Annotated in this window: 15 protein-coding genes; 4 read left to right on the top strand and 11 right to left on the bottom strand. The window is 41.9% G+C overall.

Annotation, left to right across the window (positions count from 1 at the left end; all coding sequences use genetic code 11):
- Positions 1 to 417: 417 nt before the first annotated feature.
- The 7 genes from HGG78_RS14725 to dusA form a co-directional block, all read right to left on the bottom strand.
- A complete protein-coding gene (locus HGG78_RS14725; protein ID WP_172533344.1) occupies positions 418 to 1,194 on the bottom strand; it encodes a phosphoadenylyl-sulfate reductase in 777 nt (258 codons plus the stop codon).
- Positions 1,187 to 2,920, bottom strand: a complete 1,734-nt coding sequence (cysI, locus tag HGG78_RS14720) for an assimilatory sulfite reductase (NADPH) hemoprotein subunit (RefSeq protein ID WP_172533343.1) — start codon at positions 2,918 to 2,920, stop codon at positions 1,187 to 1,189. The genes HGG78_RS14725 and cysI overlap by 8 nt, the downstream gene beginning before the upstream one ends.
- Positions 2,920 to 4,773 carry an assimilatory sulfite reductase (NADPH) flavoprotein subunit gene (locus HGG78_RS14715; protein WP_172533342.1) on the bottom strand — a complete coding sequence of 618 codons (1,854 nt, stop codon included), beginning with the start codon at positions 4,771 to 4,773 and terminating at the stop codon, positions 2,920 to 2,922. The genes cysI and HGG78_RS14715 overlap by 1 nt, the downstream gene beginning before the upstream one ends.
- Positions 4,774 to 4,869: 96 nt before the next feature.
- Complete coding sequence (locus HGG78_RS14710) at positions 4,870 to 5,100, bottom strand: hypothetical protein (protein ID WP_053311198.1); 231 nt, start codon at positions 5,098 to 5,100, stop codon at positions 4,870 to 4,872.
- A gap of 153 nt (positions 5,101 to 5,253) precedes the next feature.
- On the bottom strand, positions 5,254 to 5,910 hold the full coding sequence (locus HGG78_RS14705) for a TIGR04219 family outer membrane beta-barrel protein (RefSeq protein ID WP_053311197.1): 657 nt from the start codon (positions 5,908 to 5,910) through the stop codon (positions 5,254 to 5,256).
- Positions 5,911 to 6,008: 98 nt separating this feature from the next.
- Positions 6,009 to 6,227: an envelope stress response protein PspG gene (gene pspG / locus HGG78_RS14700; protein WP_053311204.1), complete on the bottom strand. Its 219-nt coding sequence runs from the start codon at positions 6,225 to 6,227 to the stop codon at positions 6,009 to 6,011.
- Positions 6,228 to 6,456: 229 nt separating this feature from the next.
- Positions 6,457 to 7,437 (bottom strand): tRNA dihydrouridine(20/20a) synthase DusA, encoded by a 981-nt coding sequence (gene dusA / locus HGG78_RS14695; protein WP_172533341.1) that lies wholly within the window; start codon positions 7,435 to 7,437, stop codon positions 6,457 to 6,459.
- Positions 7,438 to 7,681: 244 nt separating this feature from the next.
- Between dusA and HGG78_RS14690 the strand changes: the two genes are divergently transcribed.
- From HGG78_RS14690 to HGG78_RS14675, 4 genes are all read left to right on the top strand, one after another.
- The gene (locus tag HGG78_RS14690) at positions 7,682 to 8,749 is read left to right on the top strand and encodes a site-specific integrase (RefSeq protein WP_172533340.1); all 1,068 of its coding nucleotides are present in this window, start codon (positions 7,682 to 7,684) and stop codon (positions 8,747 to 8,749) included.
- A gap of 264 nt (positions 8,750 to 9,013) precedes the next feature.
- Positions 9,014 to 10,099 carry a site-specific integrase gene (locus HGG78_RS14685; protein ID WP_172533339.1) on the top strand — a complete coding sequence of 362 codons (1,086 nt, stop codon included), beginning with the start codon at positions 9,014 to 9,016 and terminating at the stop codon, positions 10,097 to 10,099.
- A 14-nt stretch (positions 10,100 to 10,113) separates the two neighbouring features.
- Positions 10,114 to 10,365: a hypothetical protein gene (locus HGG78_RS14680; protein WP_172533338.1), complete on the top strand. Its 252-nt coding sequence runs from the start codon at positions 10,114 to 10,116 to the stop codon at positions 10,363 to 10,365.
- 89 nt (positions 10,366 to 10,454) lie between these two features.
- Positions 10,455 to 11,495: an AAA family ATPase gene (locus HGG78_RS14675; protein ID WP_172533337.1), complete on the top strand. Its 1,041-nt coding sequence runs from the start codon at positions 10,455 to 10,457 to the stop codon at positions 11,493 to 11,495.
- Between the two features lie 102 nt (positions 11,496 to 11,597).
- Here the strand turns inward: HGG78_RS14675 and HGG78_RS14670 are convergent, their stop codons facing one another.
- From HGG78_RS14670 to HGG78_RS14655, 4 genes are all read right to left on the bottom strand, one after another.
- The gene (locus HGG78_RS14670; protein WP_172533336.1) at positions 11,598 to 14,810 is read right to left on the bottom strand and encodes a type I restriction endonuclease subunit R; all 3,213 of its coding nucleotides are present in this window, start codon (positions 14,808 to 14,810) and stop codon (positions 11,598 to 11,600) included.
- 12 nt (positions 14,811 to 14,822) lie between these two features.
- Positions 14,823 to 15,965 (bottom strand): FRG domain-containing protein, encoded by a 1,143-nt coding sequence (locus HGG78_RS14665; RefSeq protein ID WP_172533335.1) that lies wholly within the window; start codon positions 15,963 to 15,965, stop codon positions 14,823 to 14,825.
- Complete coding sequence (locus tag HGG78_RS14660) at positions 15,965 to 17,176, bottom strand: restriction endonuclease subunit S (RefSeq protein ID WP_172533334.1); 1,212 nt, start codon at positions 17,174 to 17,176, stop codon at positions 15,965 to 15,967. Before HGG78_RS14660 ends, HGG78_RS14665 begins: the two co-directional genes overlap by 1 nt.
- 104 nt (positions 17,177 to 17,280) lie before the next feature.
- Positions 17,281 to 19,338 carry a type I restriction-modification system subunit M gene (locus HGG78_RS14655; RefSeq protein ID WP_172533333.1) on the bottom strand — a complete coding sequence of 686 codons (2,058 nt, stop codon included), beginning with the start codon at positions 19,336 to 19,338 and terminating at the stop codon, positions 17,281 to 17,283.
- Positions 19,339 to 19,382: the final 44 nt, after the last annotated feature.

Here is a 19,382-nt window from a genome sequence, read left to right as displayed (position 1 = left end):
AGATTGATAGGTTTATATTGTTAAAGAGCGTTCTTCGTTTGGTTGCCGTGGCTTCCTTGGAAGAGGCGGCCATTCTAGCGAGATAATTTTTTGTGTCAAACACTTTTTTAAATTATTTCGTCTTACCAATTTGGCCTACTGATTGACTGGCTAGTGGGCTTGAACCCTTACTGGCTGTGCCGTGTCAGTGAGGTCGCATTATAGAGATCATCATCACATTGGCAAGTATTATTTTCATAAAATTGCAAAAATAAAGCTTAATAGGCTAATTTGCGTTCAAAGCCTCATTTATTCAACTTTACTAAGATATAGCAAACACCTTACCCACAGACTTATGCACAAACCAATCTCGAAGACGCAATAGCTCTTACGAAAAAAGAGCTGTCAATGCAGCTCTTTCTATATAGATAGGCTCGATTAGATACCGGAGCCATTCACTTCACCATCATCTTCATGAAGACCACACTCTCTCTTTAAACCAAAGAAGCGAGTTTCTTCTTCGCTCATACCCGGCTCCCATTTACGAGTGGTATGCGTATCACCAACAGAAAGGTAGCCTTGCTCCCATAATGGATGGTAGGGAAGATGATGTTCATTAAGATAGTAGTGCACATCTTTATTTGTCCAATCAATAACAGGTAAAAACTTAAACACACCGTTTTGAATGGCTAAAATCGGTAAGTTAGCCCGTGACTGCGATTGCTCACGCCGTAATCCCGAAAACCAGGTAGTAATCGCAAGTTCATCTAGCGCCCTTCGCATCGGCTCAACTTTATTAATGCGATTGTATTGCTCGATACCTTCAACACCTTGCTCCCATAGTTTCCCATAACGTGCTTCTTGCCAAGCTGGGCTCGTTTCAGCTCGGAAAATATTGAGATTGAGATTCAAACGCTCTGTTAAATAATCAATAAATTGGTATGTCTCCGGAAAAAGGTAACCAGTGTCAGTTAATACTACGGCCACATCACTTTTCACTTGTGACACTAGGTGCAACATAACCGCAGCTTGAATACCAAAGCTGGATGAAACGGCATGCGTTCCTTCCAAGTTCTCCAATGCCCACTCCACTCTTTGTTGGGCTGTTAACGTTTCTAAATACCCGTTCAACTCAGCAAGGTGTAGTGTTTGTTGCGCTTTGGTCATAGACAGCAACTGCGCTAAGTTGGGTTTCGCAATCTTGGCTTCAAGCATAGAAGTCCCTCTTGGATACAATCACTTCTTCTATAACCCCAGCGCGAATCGTAAAATCACCAAAGCTTTCGTTAGCTTGGCGTTCAGTTGCCCAGCGACTCACTAGTTGATCTATTTCTTCGAGGATCTGTTTGTCGGTGATGTTTTCTTTATACATTTTAGGTACACGAGTGCCGGCACGATTACCACCAAGATGTAAGTTATAACGACCTGGTGCTTTACCAACCAAACCGATTTCAGCTAACATCGCTCGCCCACAACCGTTTGGACAACCAGTCACACGTAAAATAATATTTTCGTCTGCCGGGAGTTGGTGCTTTTGTAAAATAGCTTCTACATCTGTTACAAATTGAGGTAGAAAACGTTCCGCTTCAGCCATTGCTAGTGGGCAGGTTGGAAATGCCACACAAGCCATAGAATTTTTGCGCTGCTCACTCACTGCATCGTCCATCAAACCATGCTGACGTGCGATAACCTCTATCGCAGATTTTTGCTGCGTTGGTACCCCTGCGACAATCAGATTTTGGTTTGCTGTCATTCTAAAATCACCTTGGTGAATTTTAGCAATTTCAGCAACACCGGTTTTGAGCGGCTTACCAGGGAAATCAAGCAAGCGTCCATTTTCAATAAAAAGCGTTAGGTGATGTTTGCCATCAATACCTTCCACCCAACCAATGCGATCGCCACGCTCAGTAAACTCATAAGGTCGGCTTGGCGCAAATTTAATGCCTGCGCGCTTTTCCACTTCAGCTTTAAATACATCGACCCCGACGCGATCGAGTGTGTATTTAGTTTTAGCATTTTTACGATTTGAGCGGTTACCCCAATCACGCTGAGTAGTCACCACTGCCGCAGCAATATCTAAGGTTTTATCTAAAGGAATAAAACCAAAATCGTCAGCACGGCGTGGATAAGTAGACGTATCGCCATGCGTCATCGCCAAACCGCCACCGACAAGTACATTAAAGCCCACTAACTTTCCATTATCGGCAATAGCCACAAAGTTTAAGTCGTTGGCATGTACATCGACATCATTTTGTGGCGGAACTACAACCGTTGTTTTGAATTTACGTGGTAAATAGTTGCTGCCTAGAATTGGTTCTTCATCTGTTGTCTCAACTTTTTCACCATCAAGCCATATTTCTGCGTAGGCTCGAGTCTTAGGTAGAAGATGTTCGCTAATCTTCTTTGCCCATTCATACGCTTGTTGATGAAGTTCTGATTCCACTGGGTTTGATGTGCAGAGAACGTTGCGGTTTACATCTCCTGCAGTAGCTATCGAATCAATACCAATACTATTTAACGTTTGGTGCATAAGCTTAATGTTCGGCTTTAATACGCCATGGAACTGAAAAGTTTGGCGTGTGGTCAGACGAATACTGCCATACGAACTATGCTCGGTTGCAAATTTGTCTATCGCTAACCACTGCTGCGGTGTGATAATGCCACCAGGCATACGAGCTCGAAGCATTACATTGTGTAGTGGCTCTAACTTTTGCTTTGCGCGCTCATTGCGAATATCACGGTCATCTTGCTGATACATGCCATGAAAACGAATGAGCTGGAAGTTGTCGGCACTGAAGCCACCAGTAATTCGATCTTGTAGATCTTGCTCGATCGTACCGCGAAGAAAATTGCTTTCTCTCTTTAGGCGCTCGTTATCCGATAATGGACCTAGCACTTCGCCTAATACTTGTTGGCTATTGGATTCTTGTTTTGTGCTCATTAATACACATCCCTTTGATAACGTTTTGCTTTGCGCAGATCATTGATAAATTCTTCCGCCCGCTGTTGTGATAGGCCACCTTGCTGTTGTGCAATGACGATCAACGCATCATGCACATCTTTGGCCATGCGAGTCGCATCTCCACACACATATAAATAAGCACCTTGCTCCAGCCAATGCCAAACTTGCTCTGCTTGCTCAAGTAATCGATGTTGAACGTAAACCTTCTCATGCTGATCACGACTAAAAGCAACATCTAAACGATTTAATACACCCGATTTAAGATACTTTTGCCATTCCACTTGATAGAGAAAATCTTGAGTAAAAGTACGGTCCCCGAAGAACAGCCAGTTTTTACCTTCAGCACCTCGGTTATCTCGCTCTTGAATAAAGCTACGGAATGGAGCGATACCAGTGCCAGGTCCAATCATAATAATGGGTGTAGAATCATCGCTCGGTAACTTAAAGTTATTGTTGTGTTCGATAAAAACTTTGAGCTCCCCCCCCTCGTCTAGGCGTTGACCAAGATAGCTTGACGCTCCACCTTGACGACTTTCGCCTTCTTGCAAATACTCGACGATACCAACTGTTAAGTGTACTTCGTCTTCAACTTCGCTTTGACTTGAAGCAATTGAATAAAGACGAGGCGTTAAACGACGAAGTAGAGAAGTCAAAGCTTCAGCAGAGAGCTTGGTTTTCTTCTCTTTTAATACATCAATAATTTGTGTGTTACTGGCGTACTCTCTCAGCTTATTTTTATCATCCACCAGCTTTTGTAGCTTTTTACTTCCTGACAACTCAGCAAACTTAGCCACCAGTTGTGGATTTGCAGCGGTGATTTCATATTTGCTCACTAACGCGCGATGAATAGACAAACTCTCACCATCTACATCAATGCTTTCAACACCAGACAACCCAACAACACTTAAAATAGCATTGGCTAATTCTGCACTGTTTTCGTACCACACTCCCAACGCATCACCAGGTTGATAAGTCAATCCGGACTCGCCCAAGTCTATTTCAATGTGTCGAACATCTTTCCCTGAGTCACGCCCTGTAATTTTTTGACTTGTCAGCAAGGTAGCTGTGTAAGGATTTTGCTTAGTGTATTGGGAATGATGACTCGTAGCTTGACCCACTGGCAATTGCACAACTTGTGCTTGGGTACTCACGAGGGTTTCTTTAACCACCTCTAAAGCTTTTATTTTCCATTCGGTTGCTTGAAGTTCATAGTCAACATCACAATCAGCTCGCTCAATAAAGCGTTTCGCCCCAAGCTTTTCTAAAAACGCATCAAAATCTTTACCAGTTTGGCAGAAAAATTCATAGCTAGAATCACCTAAACCAATCACACCGTATTGTAAGTTAGGCAGTTTGGGCGCTTTTTTCGACTGTAAATATTCATGAAGCGCTAAAGCATTATCTGGCGCTTCACCTTCACCATTAGTCGAAGCAACAAAAATAACATGTGTTTCTTTGGCAAGATCTTTACCTTTGTAATCACTGGCATCAAATAATTGCACAACAATACCAGCGGACTGAGCTTCGCGTTCTAACGCCTCTGCAACACCTTTTGCATTACCCGTTTGAGAAGCGAAAATAATGGTCAATTTACCTGCCGGTTTAGCCGAAACTAAAGCCGCTGCATTAGAAATAGGAGCTGCAGCCCCTGAAGTTTGAGATTGACTCAATCCCCAAAAATACCCGCTAACCCATGCTAGCTGCTGAGGAGAAAGTTCTGAAATAGTTTGCTGCAACCCTGTAAGCTGCAAATCATTAAGTGGGCTAGCTAAGCCGGCTAGCTCTTTTGGTATGGTATTTCCTGAAGACATTGTCACGACTTCCCTATTCATTGCGTGACGATAGATTAACCACTCTCTTTAATAACAAGAAAGAATAGATAAGTATGTTTTATAACTTTTTGGAAGTAAGAACTTTCAAAAAGAGGTTTACTTAGACTCCACTCTCACCTGCTTGAAGCCAACAGCCATGGCAGACTTAGAAGCTATATCGAGATCTTCATATTGGCATTCATCTCCATGAGCATCCGTTAATAGCACAAACCCGCCTCGATGATGTCTGAACTCAACAATCCAACACCCCTCTTGGGATGAAGGTTCAATAATGGCTTCGATAAGCTGATTCTCGCGATATAAATTTCTTAATTCCGTAATCGTCATAACCACACCACGCCGTATTTATTTACTTGTTCACTAAGCATGGTTCATTTCAGTTTTTCTGCTAAGAAAGTCGAAGACGATATAGCTATCAATTATAAAAAAACGCCACTTAATAAAATGGCGTTCTATCTGTTCTACAGGATATTGGAATATCTAAAATTCGAATTCTGCACCAAGAAACCAACCATCAACAAAAACGAAAGATTCTTTCGTGTCTGCTGCTAGCTCCGTAAATTCAAGATCGATGACTCGATAACCACCACGCAGTGCAATATTTCCAGCATCGATAGGGAACGAATACTGAAGCCCAGCCATAAGATCCGCACTTTTGACTCCGCTGCCATCACCAAAATCAAACTGGCCAATCACATCTATGTTCGTGCGAGGAATTTGAATTTCAGCATAGGCATACCAGTTAAATGTCGTTTTATCGAAGCTGTATTTTTGATTATTTTCAGCTTGGTATTGAGACCCATCATACTGAGTAAACGTAATGCCCGCATCAAATGACATCAATTCACGCTCTAGTACTTTATAATACAACGTGTAGTCATACTTATCGAAAGAGGCATAATCGGCATCAACCGTCGTGTAACGTATACTAGCATTCGGTACATAAGGAAACTGATGTTCAAAGGCGAAATACATTGTGGGGGCTTTTACGTCATCGCGGCGAGTATGGTCAACTTTCGTACTACCCCACCACATATCTGCACCAATCTTTCCACCATAAAAAGACTCAGCACTTATTGACGCAGCAGACATCATCATCGCAACGCTTGTCAACGCAACTAACGTTGGTTTATTCATCCTAATAGCTCCCAATCTATTTCGCTATATATACATTTTTCAATTAAGCGCGAATAGTAGCATATTCCTTAGATTGGTTAATGCTTAAACATCATTTGTTAATATTTTTGACGAGGACTATAGACAAAGTTTCTGAAAAACCAAACACCCAAAGCAATCACCAAAATCCAAGGTAATAATTTCAGCATAACGCCGATCATCCCTAATAGAGTCATAACAATAAAAGCAATAACCATTGCTGCAAATACTGTCATCATTGTCATACCCGTTACTAAAAGGGTCGCTACAAACACTAGTAAAAAAATAAGCTCAAACATAATCATTCCCCTCTTTTTATTTGCTAAAGCAGATATCGAGCCAACTTTACAAATCAACTCTATTGTTTAGATAAGCAGCTAAGTCAAAAGGAGATAAATGCCGAGCAGTATTAGCCTCGATGGGATGTTATAAAACGCAGATACCAAGATGATAAAACAAAGGGCTAAATCGTTGCCTACGACCTAGCCCTTAATGAATGGTAAAATTCACCATGAAATGTGGCTATTTTTACACATTTAATTCTTTAGGTATTTTCGCCAAAGCTGCTTGCACCACTTCAATGCCTGAACCCGTTTTATGAGCATTCTCACTAATATAACGACGCCACTGGCGAGCACCGGGCATACTTTGGAATATACCTAACATGTGGCGAGTAATATGACCAAGATATGCACCATTAGCCAACTCACGCTCGATGTAAGGATACATTTCCTCAACAACTTGAGAGCGTTTTTTGATTGGGGTATCCAAACCAAAGATCTGCTGATCAACTTCGGCGAGTAAGTAAGGACTTTGATAAGCTTCGCGACCAATCATTACGCCATCAAGGTGCTGTAAGTGCTCTTTAGCTTCTGCTAGCGTTTTGACTCCACCATTAACGGCAATCACTAAATGCGGAAAGTCTTTTTTTAACTGATATGCACGTGGATAATCTAACGGTGGGATTTCACGGTTTTCTTTTGGGCTCAAACCACTAAGCCACGCTTTGCGCGCATGAATAGTAAACTGTTCACAGCCTCCCTTCTCTGATACTAACGAAATAAAATCAGTTAAGAATTCATAAGAATCCATATCGTCAATACCAATACGAGTTTTTACTGTCACAGGAATATCAACAACATCTTTCATCGCGGCAACACAATCTGCCACCAGTTGCGGCTCTGCCATTAAGCAAGCCCCAAAGCGGCCATTTTGCACTCGATCAGAAGGGCAGCCAACGTTTAGGTTGATTTCATCATAACCACGTTCTTGCGCTAACTTCGCACAATGTGCTAAATCAGTTGGGTTTGAACCGCCCAGTTGAAGCGCAAGGGGGTGCTCCTCTTCGTTGTATGCTAAAAAATCACCTTTACCATGAATAATTGCTCCCGTGGTCACCATCTCTGTATAAAGCAGAGTTTGTGAAGAAAGTAGACGATGGAAGTATCGACAGTGACGATCAGTCCAATCAAGCATCGGTGCAGTCGAAAAGCGGCAAGATGGATACATAAAAAATAAACCCTTAAGTATTAGTAGGTTAAAGCAAAACCACTTAAGGGTATTGCAAAGATATTCCGTCCGATTTTAGCTGATTTTAGCAATGAGGGACTGATAGGGGATTGATTGAGGGACATTAGCTGTCCCTCAAAAAAACCTTTCGTGGCGCGAAGTATAGCGATTCTCAGCTACAGCATCAACGCCATCAATTTACACACGCCAAAGCACCTCTAATTTAAAATTAAGAGAGGTAAAAATGGCAACTATTAATATTGAAAAAGTTCAACGTAAGACGGGGATTAAGTACAAAGCGCGCATTCGTGAATCACGCCATAACCGCCGAGTATTTGAAAAGTCCAAGACCTTCGACAAAAAAGCTGCGGCTTTGAACTGGGCAAAAAGTGTAGTCAAAGAGATAACTGAAAATGGTATACCATCTATTGATATCCCACAGCGCAGTATCCTAATAGGTGATCTCATCACCCTATTCTTGAATGATCATATTACTTCCAAAGGTCTTGGTCGCACCAAAGAGGCTGTTTTAAGGCGCTTACGTAGTTATGACATTGCGTTAGTTCAAGCAGATAAGCTAACAGCAACCCATTTGGTTCAGCATTGTCGAGCCAGACTCAACGAGCCTACAGCGCCATTACCGCAGACTGTTTATCAGGATATCACTTACCTTCGCAGTGTCATCAATGTCGCTGGCCCAATGTTTGGGTATAAAGCCAATATTCATGCACACAATGAGGCTATCCCTACTCTGATCCAATATGGATTAATCGGTCGCAGCGCACAGCGAAACCGCAGACCCACATCGGCAGAGTTACAGCTTGCTGAAGAGGGGTTGCAAAAACGCCAAAATCATCGGGCATCACACATCCCACTGGTCGATATTTTCCACATTTCGATTTTGACCTGTATGCGCTTAGGAGAAATCACTCGTGTAACGTGGGGAGATTTAAATGTTGGAGATAGCAACTTAACCATCCGTGATCGTAAAGATCCCCGTAGAAAGACGGGAAACCATTGCACAATCCCCTTGCATCCGGAAGCCTTAGACATAATTCAACGGCAACCAAGAACAGACGAACAAATATTTCCTTATAACCCAAAATCTATTGGCGCTGCATGGCAACGTATGTGTCGTGAACAGGGTATCGTAGATCTGCATTATCACGACCTCCGGGCTGAGGGTGCCTGCCAACTATTTGAACGGGGATTAAATATCGTGGAAATATCAAAAATCACAGGGCACAGAGATATCAATGTGTTGAACAATATTTATCTTCGTGTGGGTGTTGAAAGCGCACACCGCCGTTAAAAACGAGATTTTTTCTGAATAAAAACCATTTATGAGACAAAAGTCACAAAACCGCGCCATTACAAGATAAGCGTTTAAAATCAACAAGATAAGATAAGTTCGTATTTGTTAGTAAATTGACACACATGTGGCAATTTACTAACAAACACCAACACAAGTAATTGATTATAAACGAATAATTCCATCTTCTGGAAAATTTTCATTTTTAAACTCTATGGTTTAGCATAGCTTTCATTGACAACAACCACATCATATGGAATAGCAATGCCATCAATTTTCATAGAGAAAGTTTCTAATGCTGACAACGAAACTATAGGATTTAAAACTAGGGCGCGAGCGCTAAAAGGAGAACCAGTTGTTGGGCAAAGATCATGCAACTTTCCAACTCTAGCCAAAGCAAAAGCTTATGGAAAAAAACTTCAAGCGAGCTTTGATAAGGGTGATTACAGTTTCTTTTCTGAAGAAGTAAAACATCATACTGTCGGACTCGTAATAAATGATTATCTAGAGAACCCACTAACTAAAAAGCACGTTAAGAGCCGTCATATCAGCCCGCTTAACATGATTCTCCAGACTTCATTTGCATCAGTGACTTCTACTCATATCAGTGCTTATGACTGGTATATGCTGGCTCTACAATTGAATGAGAACTTACAGGTAAAACCACAAACGACTGCAAATTATTTGTCGATACTCAACTCAGCACTAAAAGACAGCGCTACTATGTTGCGTTATGCAATTAATTTAGACTCATACTCAACTGGATTATCCACAGCTCGCCGTCTAGGTCTTATTGCGAAGTCAGACGAGCGCACTCGACGACCTACAGAATTGGAGCTAAATGCAATTACATCGGCTCTCACCAACGAGGAACAAAACAAACGTCGAACGATTCCAATGTTAGATATTGTGGAGTTTGCAATCGAGACAGCAGCAAGAGTGGGCGAAATATGTGGGGGGAAGCTTGTTTGGCGTAACTGGGACGCAAAAAGTCGCCTCATAACTATTCGCAATAGAAAGAGTCCGAATGGTAAGAAGATACACTCACGCTTCGAGTTATCACCAAAAGCCATAGAGATCATTATGCGCCAACCTCGTGGTAATGACGATGACCCAATATTTCCATACAACCCAAAAACTGTAGGTCAATACTGGCGCGACCTTATGAAAGATTTAAACATTGAAGACCTTCGATTTCACGATCTTAGAGCTGAAGGCCTATGTCGATTATATGAAAAAGGCTGGTCTCTATCTGCCATCTCGAAAGTGTCTGGTCATCGAGATGTAAATATACTCAATAACGTTTATCTACGTTTCTTTCCGGCTCAAATAAGCCCACAGGCTGCTTAACTAAAGGTATATAAATGAACAATGAAACAAACCGCGAACCTGATGGTTATATTTATAACTCTAGAAGAAATATCCGCACTAATGATCGTATAGAGCAGTTGTATCGAGATCAAGATAATAATTTTCTTGCCTTGATTTATTCTGTTGAATACAAAAACTCAGAAGGTAAATGGTGGAAGGAAGGTTCTCGTTGGGCTTTTAACTCTCTTGATACAGCCTTTATTTTAGATAATGGCTTTAGAGACTTCCCAAGTACATCTAAATAACCTTCTAAACACTTAAATAATCACGGTTATTCACCTTAACTTTTGGGTGAGTGGTTTCGCTCACCCATAATTTACCAAAACGTTATTCTATGAAAGAAAATACTTTATCATTACTTAATTCATATTCTATTAATAATAGCCTAGAAGAAATAAAGAAAGATGCCGACGAAAACACATTTATTTTTGATCGACTAGTTTTAAAAGGTCAATCAAACATCCTTTTTGCCCCACCAAACGCAGGTAAAACTCTATTAATGTTAAATCAACTAAAACAAGCCTATGCTACTGGCTTTCTTGATGGGTTATCTATTTTCTATGTTAATGCAGACGACTCTCAAAGCGGGGTCATCGAAAAAACAGAGGTGCTATCTGCCATTGGGGTTCACACTCTCGTGCCCGGATATAAGAAATTTAAAACAGATTCACTGTCACATATATTAGGTGGATTGACTGCTGATGATGATGCAAAAAATGTTGTGTTAATCGTAGATACTTTAAAAAAATTCGCAGACACGATGGACAAGAAGAACATGCGCAATTTTGGAATTAAGGTGAGTGAATTTATACTTAAAGGGGGTACGTTCATAGGGCTAGGTCATACAAATAAAAACCGAGATATGAACAACAACCTTATTTACTCTGGTACATCTGATCTTATTGAAGACGTCGATTGTATCTATATGATGGATATAGAAGAAGAGAAAAAGAGTTTAAATGGTATACAAACTAGGTACATAAAACTGATTAACCAAAAGTTACGCGGAAATAATGCGTTAGAGTTAACCTTCTCTTATGAAAAATCAGAAAAAATGTCCTACTCGGAAATGGTAGATTCCGTTTGTCGTATTGATAGTGATACTTACTGTAAAGACAAGCTATTGAGAGTTGAGGAAAATCACCACTCTAATTACCTCAATAAGTATAAAGATGCTGTTTCATTAATTACTAAGGTACTAAATACCACTGAAATGGATAAAACAGAATTACGCGATTATTTAATCCAACACACCAATTACGGGCGTGATAAGTGCACTGAAATCATTGATAAACTTTCGGGAAAGCTAATTGATTTTAAGTTAGGTGGAAAAACAGGACGAAAAAAAGTCTATTTTCTTATCACTACCCCCTAACTATTTTACTCGTTTATTACGTTCATTACGTTTATTTAATAAACTGAAAGAACGGAATACCCTAGATAAAAGCCAGTGCTCCTCACTGGCTTTCCTCAAAAACTAAGCTTGTGGCTTACCCAAGCCCTTCATCAATACATCAAACATCAGCCCAGCAAAGCCTTTCGCAACAGCCTCATTAGATAGAAGTTTCATTGCCATCTCATTATGTACGTCCATACTCTCGATAATGGCGTTGTTGATCGATTCTGGGAATTGTCCAAGCATTGCTTGTTCTTTGGTGTTGCTGCGGATCTGATCCATCACCACTTCATTTTCAGAAATCTTGCCTGCAATGGTATTGGCATAATTGAGCATATCATTTTCAGACAAACCATCTTCGATAAACAAATCGTTCATTCTCTGGATGATCTCATTCAGCAACTCAGTTTTAGGGTCTTTTGGCACAGCACCTGAACCTTCTTTTGCGGCTGGCAAGTAAGGCTTTGGCTCTTCACCAATTTTCACGCCAAGCTGTAGATCAGCTTCACGCTGCTCGTGCAAGCGGTAGTGCGTCATTACCACATCGGATAAATCAATTTCATCCTCCACCACATCAAGGCGAAGCAGTGGGTGCAGATGTTTGGCGTAGATACTCAACTTTTCCAGATCATAATCATCAAAATTGACGATCTGAGACGTAAACTCGTAGAAGCGATAGAAAGAGATTAAATCTTTCTTGAACACTTCTAGAATATCTCGCGCTTCTTTGGCGTGTTTGACACTATTTTCCGCAAACTTGATTTTCTTGTCGTTCTGCTCAATTTTCGCTTTAGACAGTTCTGCCTGTGCCGATTGAAGCACTTGTGTCGCTTCTTTATAACGAATAGAGAAACGATCAACGGCAGGTTTACACAAATTGGCGAGTTTGGCTTGATTGGCTTGTTTGTCATTGTAAGTCTCAACAAACGCTTCAACCTCTCGCCAATGGTAAATGCCAACCTTATCCAACTTCTTCAACAGCTCATAAACGATGTTTGGATCAGACACACCTGCCAGTTCAGCCGTTTGGAAGTAAACCTTAAACTCAGCCAAAATCTCTTCAGGATCATTCACAAAATCGAGCACAAAGGTTTTGTCTTTGCCTTTGTAAGTACGGTTTAGCCTTGAAAGGGTCTGAATACATTCCACACCTTTTAATGGTTTATCGACATACATTGCCACCAGTTTCGGCTGGTCAAAACCTGTCTGGAATTTATTCGCAACCAACATCACCTGATAATCTGTGGTATCAAATGCTTTACGCATATCACGCCCACGCAAGTTCGGGTTCATATTATTTTCGGTGAAAGGGTGATCGGGTAAATCAGGATCATTCACTTCACCTGAAAAGGCGACCATTGCATTGACGTTAGTGTAACCTTTTGTCCGCACGTATTTTTCAAAGGCGAGTTTGTATCGCACCGCTTCTAAACGGCTACTGGTAACAACCATAGCCTTGGCTTCACCGCCCAACAAGTGTTTCACTTTCTCGTTAAAGTGCTCGATAATAGTTTCGACTTTCTGAGCTATGTTATACGGGTGCAAGCGAACCCATTTCGCCATTTTGGAAGCGGCTTTTTTACTGTCCACCTCGTGATCTAAATCTGGGTTGTTGTGCGCTAATTGGTAAGCAACTCGGTAACTGGTGTAATTTTGCAGAACATCCAGAATAAACCCTTCTTCAATTGCTTGGCGCATTGAATAAACGTGGAATGGTAACGGCTTGTTGGTGTCACTCGCTGGCTCATCAAGGTTTGGTCTGCGACCAAAAAGCTCTAGTGTTTTCGCCTTGGGCGTAGCGGTAAAAGCAAAGTAACTGAGCTTGTTTGAGCCTTTACGGGCTTCCAGTGATAAACGCAGCATATCTTCACTGTCTAACTCTTCATCACCGTCTAATTGCTCCGCCATGAGCACTTCACGCAGTTTGCGAGCTGTTGTCCCTGTTTGACTAGAGTGTGCTTCATCTGCAATTACAGCATAGCTACGACCTGCGAGGGTTGAGTCTTTGCGGATGGCCTCTAAAACGTGTGGGAAGGTTTGAATGGTCACGATAATGATTGAGGTGCTTGCTTTTAGCTCTCCTGCCAGTTGGCTGGATTTGGAGCCTTGCGCTTCTTCTCGGTTAACACGCGCAATCATACCTTCGTTATGGTCAAACTGATAAATCGTATCTTGCAACTGGCTATCAAGTACCGTTCGGTCAGTGATTACAATAACAGAATCAAAAACCTTGTCCCCTGCTTGTTTTTCAAGCTCAGGGTGGTCGGTGTAGTAATGCTTAGAAGCCAATTGGTGAGATAGCCACGCAATCGAGTTTGATTTACCTGAACCCGCACTGTGCTGAATAAGATATTTATGCCCTGTGCCTTCACTATCTACCATTTTAAGGAGTTTAGAGACTACCGCCCACTGGTGATAACGAGGGAAAATCATCGTTTCTTTTGGCGTGATTGAACCGTCTAGGTGTTCAACATCTTTCACTTCAAGATGAATATAGCGGCTGAGGATCAGTAACAGGTTATCTTTCTGGAAAATCTCATTCCAAAGGTAAGACGTTGCGTAGCCACCATCTTCAGGAACATCGTTCCCTTTACCGCCTTCACTTGTACCTTGGTCAAACGGTAGGAAAAAGGTTTTCTTGCCATCTAAGCGAGTGGTCATTGCGACATTGTATTGGCTCACAGCAAAGTGAACCAATGCACCACGCTTAAAAGTCAATAACGGCTCTGGTTTACGAGTTTTTGGATCTTTCGGCTGCCTATCCTTCATATATTGGACTTTGGCGTTATCAATCGACTGCTTAAACTCTGATTTAAGCTCGCAGGTAGCAACAGGGATACCGTTGACGAACAAGGTTAAATCTAAACGCCCATCATAGCCATTCGGTGAGTAAACCAGCTCTGGCACGACTCGCAGAATATTTTGTTCATAACGGGCCGTTGCCGTTGGGTTTAAGTCGTGATCAGGCTTGAAACTACAAAGGTCAAACTTCGCTCCACGATTACTGAGTTTGTTGCGCAGAACCCACAGCGTGCCTTCATTTTTTAACTCTTGTTCTAATGACTTTAGCAACGCTTCAGCCGTTGCGTTTGGGTTGCGCTCCGTCTCAGGGAAGTGCTGAGCCAACTTATCCCACTGCTCAGGCTGTGTTGCTTGCACAAAGGCAATCACATCTTCAGGGTAAAGTGCCAACTCTTTGTTGTATTTGTTCGACTCGCCTAGCAACCAACCGTGAGACTGCATTTGGTCAAGGATGTCGTTTTGGAATATTTTTTCTTGTGCCGCATCTGACATTGTTTAGTCCTTTTATACCAAATCCACAGTTCTTTGCTTTAACTGATTGAAAACGTTACTCGAAAACTGCTCGGCAATATCGTCTTCAACAAGTAATTTCATAGCAATTTCGTTATGAGCATCCTGACTTTCGATAATCGCTTTTTCCAGTAGGTCGGGGTAGAGTCCTTGTTTCGCTCGATCTTCAGGGTTGTTTTTTATTTGCTCTATAAGGTCTTCATTTGCCATCAAGCGATCGGCAATAAGGGTGTGGTAAATTGGTGAAATTATCTCGTCAAAACTGATTGAATCATCATCCTGTGGTTGAATTTTTATCTTAATGTTCTTCTTTAAGAAACTAGCAACATTGTCAATTTCAGGAAACAGACTTGCTTCCGAAATAGACAGCGTAGCAAGTTCTTTTAACAGATTCTCTTTAGACCCTTTAGGGATCGCTATATGCTTAACATCAGGACGGAAATGCTCTGGTATGCGAATGGCATCTGTTTTCCTATTCCCCATACCAAACAGAAAGAAAGCACCGCTCTGCTTGACTATTCTTCGGTTATCGAGCTTTGGCTTTACACAAATCACAGAGTGAAGATGTTCTTCTTTAATGTAAGGTTTGAAGTAAGGCTTTTCCGCTTGAATTGAGTGAAGAAAGCGCTCTTGATCTTCAGGGTTTGAAAAGTCAAAGTTTGCTTCTGCTCTAGCTAAGTTACTTACAACTGACACAGTATCACTATTGAAATACTTAATTTCATCATTAGGTACTTGGTAGATTAGTACCTGTCCATTTTTGGCATTTGTGTCCCGAGATGTCTCAGGTATCAGTGTGCAACATGCAAAGTAGAGTGCAACCAGCGGGTTACTTGTGATATCAAGTAATCGAGTGGGCAGACCGTAGTGCTGCATTTTCACTAAGAAATCGAATGTTGAAACACAATCCTTAAACTCTTCAGGGCACTGAGTCACTAAGTTGTGAAATAACTCACCCTCGTTTTCAACATAACGGCTTTTCTTGGGGTCGTCGTTTTGGTTTCTAAAAATAGTCGGCAGCGGAGTAAAGGCATCCGAAGCGTGACCACGATAGAAAAGAGTGTGGTCATCTTTTACCTTTATTTCCGAGCACGCTGCTATAAAGTGCGCCAACGACTTGATGTTTTTTACTGCCACTACTTAGGCTCCCAATCCCGCACATCAATCTTGCCTGTTACGGCTGCTGAAATAAGTGCTGTTTTGCGCTCTTTTAATAGTTCAATTTGTAATTTAGATTTTTCTTCGACCTGAGAAAATTTTGAGTCCATTGACTCAATCTCATCTACAATTGCATCTTGCTCATTTTTGGGTGGCATAGGCATCATAATTCGCCCAAGTTCCTCAAAATACAGCCGTAGTCTCATTTCCATTATTCCACGAGACCACCGTTTAAACTCTTTTTGTGTGAATTCTTGGCGGAACAGGTAGTGATAAAACTTAGGGTTAATATCTTTAGTTTTTCGTAAGATGTCATAAGCTGGGCTAGTAACGCCGTTATACTCTGAGTATCCAACAGCCCCCATCCAAGCTAAAAGCTTGTTTACAATGATGTCCCCTTTTTTTACCAACCAATACCCGTCAGTGTTGCTAGCTTTGTTACCCTTCTGCTCAAGCTCTTTTCTGGGAGCAACTCCAATAGCTGCGTAAACTGATAACAATTCTTTGTCGTGATTTTTAGGGGATGGTTCAGCCACTAATCTGAAAAATCGTTTTGTTGGCAATACCGCCCAATGCTCAGGCACTTCACCCAACCATTCCACACCAGAATCTTTCATTGGTGCATCTGGGTTAAGCCCTTTAGTCACTGCGTGAGAAATCACCGCTTGGCGCTTTTCTTTTAACAGCTCAATCAGCTTTTCTTGCTTGGTGATTAAGGTGTCGATCTTGGCGGTTTCGTGATCGAGAAAGCTGGCGATTTTTTGTTGTTGCTCTTTAGGTGGTCGTGCTAGATAAGTTCCTTTAATATCTTCGGCATGAATATTTTGATTCACGCCACCATGAACGTTTTGTTTTACTGCTTTCTGAAAAGAATCTGCAAGTAACACATATTTGAGATAGTTTGCCTCAAATGAATCATTGCAAAATCGAAACCTAATCAAGTATGACGCAAAGACAACATTTTCAGAGATATTAGACACAACCCCAAAAGACCCAGCACCTCCAGTGCGTGCAAAAACAACATCACCATTTTCCAGCTTATAATTGACTAGCGTTGGGTCTTCCTTTGGAACTTTTGGACATTGGCTGAAGTCGATCAAACCATCACCACATAAATCAGTAATCCGAAGCAGCTTAATGCCATCATCGACATAAGCCTCGGTCGTATAGTACCCCTGTTTATGATCCAACAAAGAGCGTCTAAGTTGCGATATATTCCAATCAATTGGAATACGCCCGAACCACTGTGATTTAGAGTCTTTATACTCAGGATATGCTTTATATCGACCCGCCATTATGAATGCACCTCTTGCAGCAACTGCATAATCTCAGCAGAAACTTCATCCAAATCCGCATCAATTTCTGCTAATGCTCTTGGTGGTTGATACACATAGAAATGGCGGTTAAATGGGATTTCATAGCCGACAATGCCTACTTCACCATCTTTAGGGTCAGTCTTGCTTTCATCAATCCACGCATCAGAGACGTGCGGCAGCACTTCACGAGCAAAGTAATCGGCAACCGTTTCAGTTAGTGGCACGTTTTCGTTATCACGCAGATCTGGGTTAGCTTCAATCTGGCCTTTTGATTTGCATACTTCTGCTTCGTCATCGTGCTCGCCTAGGTGTTTGACGATAAGTTTTAGTTGAACTGCGCTGAGCTTAACTGCTTTTGCTGCGCTTTCTCGCTCCAGTTTGGCTTTGAGTTGTTTGAGGAATTTATCACGCGATAAGTATTTTTCTTGCTCAAAGGAAGCAAGCGCATCCAGAATGATTTGTTGGGTAATGTTATCGATTTTTGCCCAAGCGTTATCGGCTTGCAGAGCTTCAAGGCGCAGTTCGTCTTTCGGATAAATGGCCAGTTGCAGCGGGCGCTCAACGGTAATGCGGCGATAGCCGAATTCTTTGTAATCAAAAATCTTACTAAAGTCGTTTTCGGCAAACTGACCATAGGTTTGCACAATTTTATCAATCGCTTCAGGTGTCAGTTCTTTGCGCTTGCTACCGAGTGATTTACGCATTGCGGCATAGAATACATTTTCATCATCACCTTCGACTTCAGATCCCCCACTGCGACCACGACCGCCAGTTTTGGCACGCTCTTTTGATGCATTGATAAGCTGAACCTTGCCTTTGCGATGAGCTGGCTTATGGCTCGATAGCACCCAAATATAAGTGGCAATACCTGTGTTGTAGAACATATCGGTAGGCAGCGCCACAATGGCTTCTAGCAGGTCATTTTCCAGAATGTAGCGTCTAATTTCGCTTTCACCACTGCCCGCACCACCTGTAAAGAGTGGCGAGCCATTCAAGATAATACCAATACGTGAACCGCCCTCACTGACGGGGCGCATTTTGCTGATTAGGTGCAGCAAAAAGAGTAATGAACCGTCAGACACTCTTGGCAAGCCTGCGCCAAATCGACCTTCAAAGCCTTTTTGCGTGTGCTCATCATTGATTTGTTTTTGGATCTTTTTCCAATCAACCCCAAACGGAGGGTTTGACAGCATATAGTCAAACTTGTCGTTGCGCAGTTGGTCGTTCGATAAGGTATTACCCAGTTTGATGTTATCGACCTTCTGCCCCTTGATCAGCATATCCGCTTTACAGATAGCGTAGGACTCAGGGTTTAGCTCTTGACCAAAAGCAGACAAAGAGGCTTTTTCATTCAGCTTATGAACATACTCCATACCAGACGATAAAAAGCCGCCTGTACCCGCAGTAGGGTCATAAATTGAACGCACTAAGCCCGAACTGGTTAGCTCTTCTTCATTGGTGAAGAGTAATGAGGTGGTCAGCTCAACAATGTCTCTTGGGGTAAAATGCTCCCCTGCTGTTTCATTACTGCTCTCCGCGAAGCGTCTGATCAACTCTTCAAACACTAAACCCATACCATAGTTGCTGATGGTATTCGGGTGAAGGTCTGTGGTCGCAAAACGTTTTGCTACCTTGTAAAGCAGATCGGCCTCTTCCAGTTTGTCGATGGTATTGAAAAAATCGAAATGCTCAAAAATCTCACGCGCATTAGGGCTGAACGATTGAATGTAACTCTCTAGGTTACTTGCTACGCCTGTTTCACCAAGGTGGTTTAAATCCATTTTTGAGGTGTTGTAAAAGCTTAATTTCGCTGCGTGGGTGAGCAGTTTATCTTGCGCCTCAATCGGCATGGCTTTGACTGTTTCGTATTTTGCCAGTACCTCTGGCTTGGTAGCTTCTAGCACACACTCTAAGCGTCTTAGCAGTGTGAATGGGAGAATGATGCGCCCGTATTGAGATTGTTTGAAATCACCACGCAAAAGGTCAGCCACCGACCATAAAAAAGCGGCTACAGAAGAGAAATTGTTGTTGGTCATTATAATCAGCACATTGAATATGAAAAAATTGTGCTGATTGTACC

It is taken from the genome of Vibrio aestuarianus, from assembly GCF_012395185.1.
GTDB lineage: Bacteria > Pseudomonadota > Gammaproteobacteria > Enterobacterales > Vibrionaceae > Vibrio > Vibrio aestuarianus.
Note: the sequence above shows the minus strand (reverse complement) of the source record. Positions and strands in the feature narration are given on the sequence as shown.

Bases quoted from the DNA above. Each gene is read 5' to 3' on its own strand.
- HGG78_RS14685 (WP_172533339.1), top strand. From the start codon at position 9,014: ATGCCATCAATTTTCATAGAGAAAGTTTCTAATGCTGACAACGAAACT.
- HGG78_RS14675 (WP_172533337.1), top strand. From the start codon at position 10,455: ATGAAAGAAAATACTTTATCATTACTTAATTCATATTCTATTAATAAT.
- HGG78_RS14725 (WP_172533344.1), bottom strand. From the start codon at position 1,194: ATGCTTGAAGCCAAGATTGCGAAACCCAACTTAGCGCAGTTGCTGTCT.
- HGG78_RS14655 (WP_172533333.1), bottom strand. From the start codon at position 19,338: ATGACCAACAACAATTTCTCTTCTGTAGCCGCTTTTTTATGGTCGGTG.
- HGG78_RS14705 (WP_053311197.1), bottom strand. From the start codon at position 5,910: ATGAATAAACCAACGTTAGTTGCGTTGACAAGCGTTGCGATGATGATG.
- pspG (WP_053311204.1), bottom strand. From the start codon at position 6,227: ATGTTTGAGCTTATTTTTTTACTAGTGTTTGTAGCGACCCTTTTAGTA.
- dusA (WP_172533341.1), bottom strand. From the start codon at position 7,437: ATGTATCCATCTTGCCGCTTTTCGACTGCACCGATGCTTGATTGGACT.
- HGG78_RS14710 (WP_053311198.1), bottom strand. From the start codon at position 5,100: ATGACGATTACGGAATTAAGAAATTTATATCGCGAGAATCAGCTTATC.
- HGG78_RS14715 (WP_172533342.1), bottom strand. From the start codon at position 4,773: ATGAATAGGGAAGTCGTGACAATGTCTTCAGGAAATACCATACCAAAA.
- HGG78_RS14690 (WP_172533340.1), top strand. From the start codon at position 7,682: ATGGCAACTATTAATATTGAAAAAGTTCAACGTAAGACGGGGATTAAG.
- HGG78_RS14670 (WP_172533336.1), bottom strand. From the start codon at position 14,810: ATGTCAGATGCGGCACAAGAAAAAATATTCCAAAACGACATCCTTGAC.
- HGG78_RS14680 (WP_172533338.1), top strand. From the start codon at position 10,114: ATGAACAATGAAACAAACCGCGAACCTGATGGTTATATTTATAACTCT.
- cysI (WP_172533343.1), bottom strand. From the start codon at position 2,920: ATGAGCACAAAACAAGAATCCAATAGCCAACAAGTATTAGGCGAAGTG.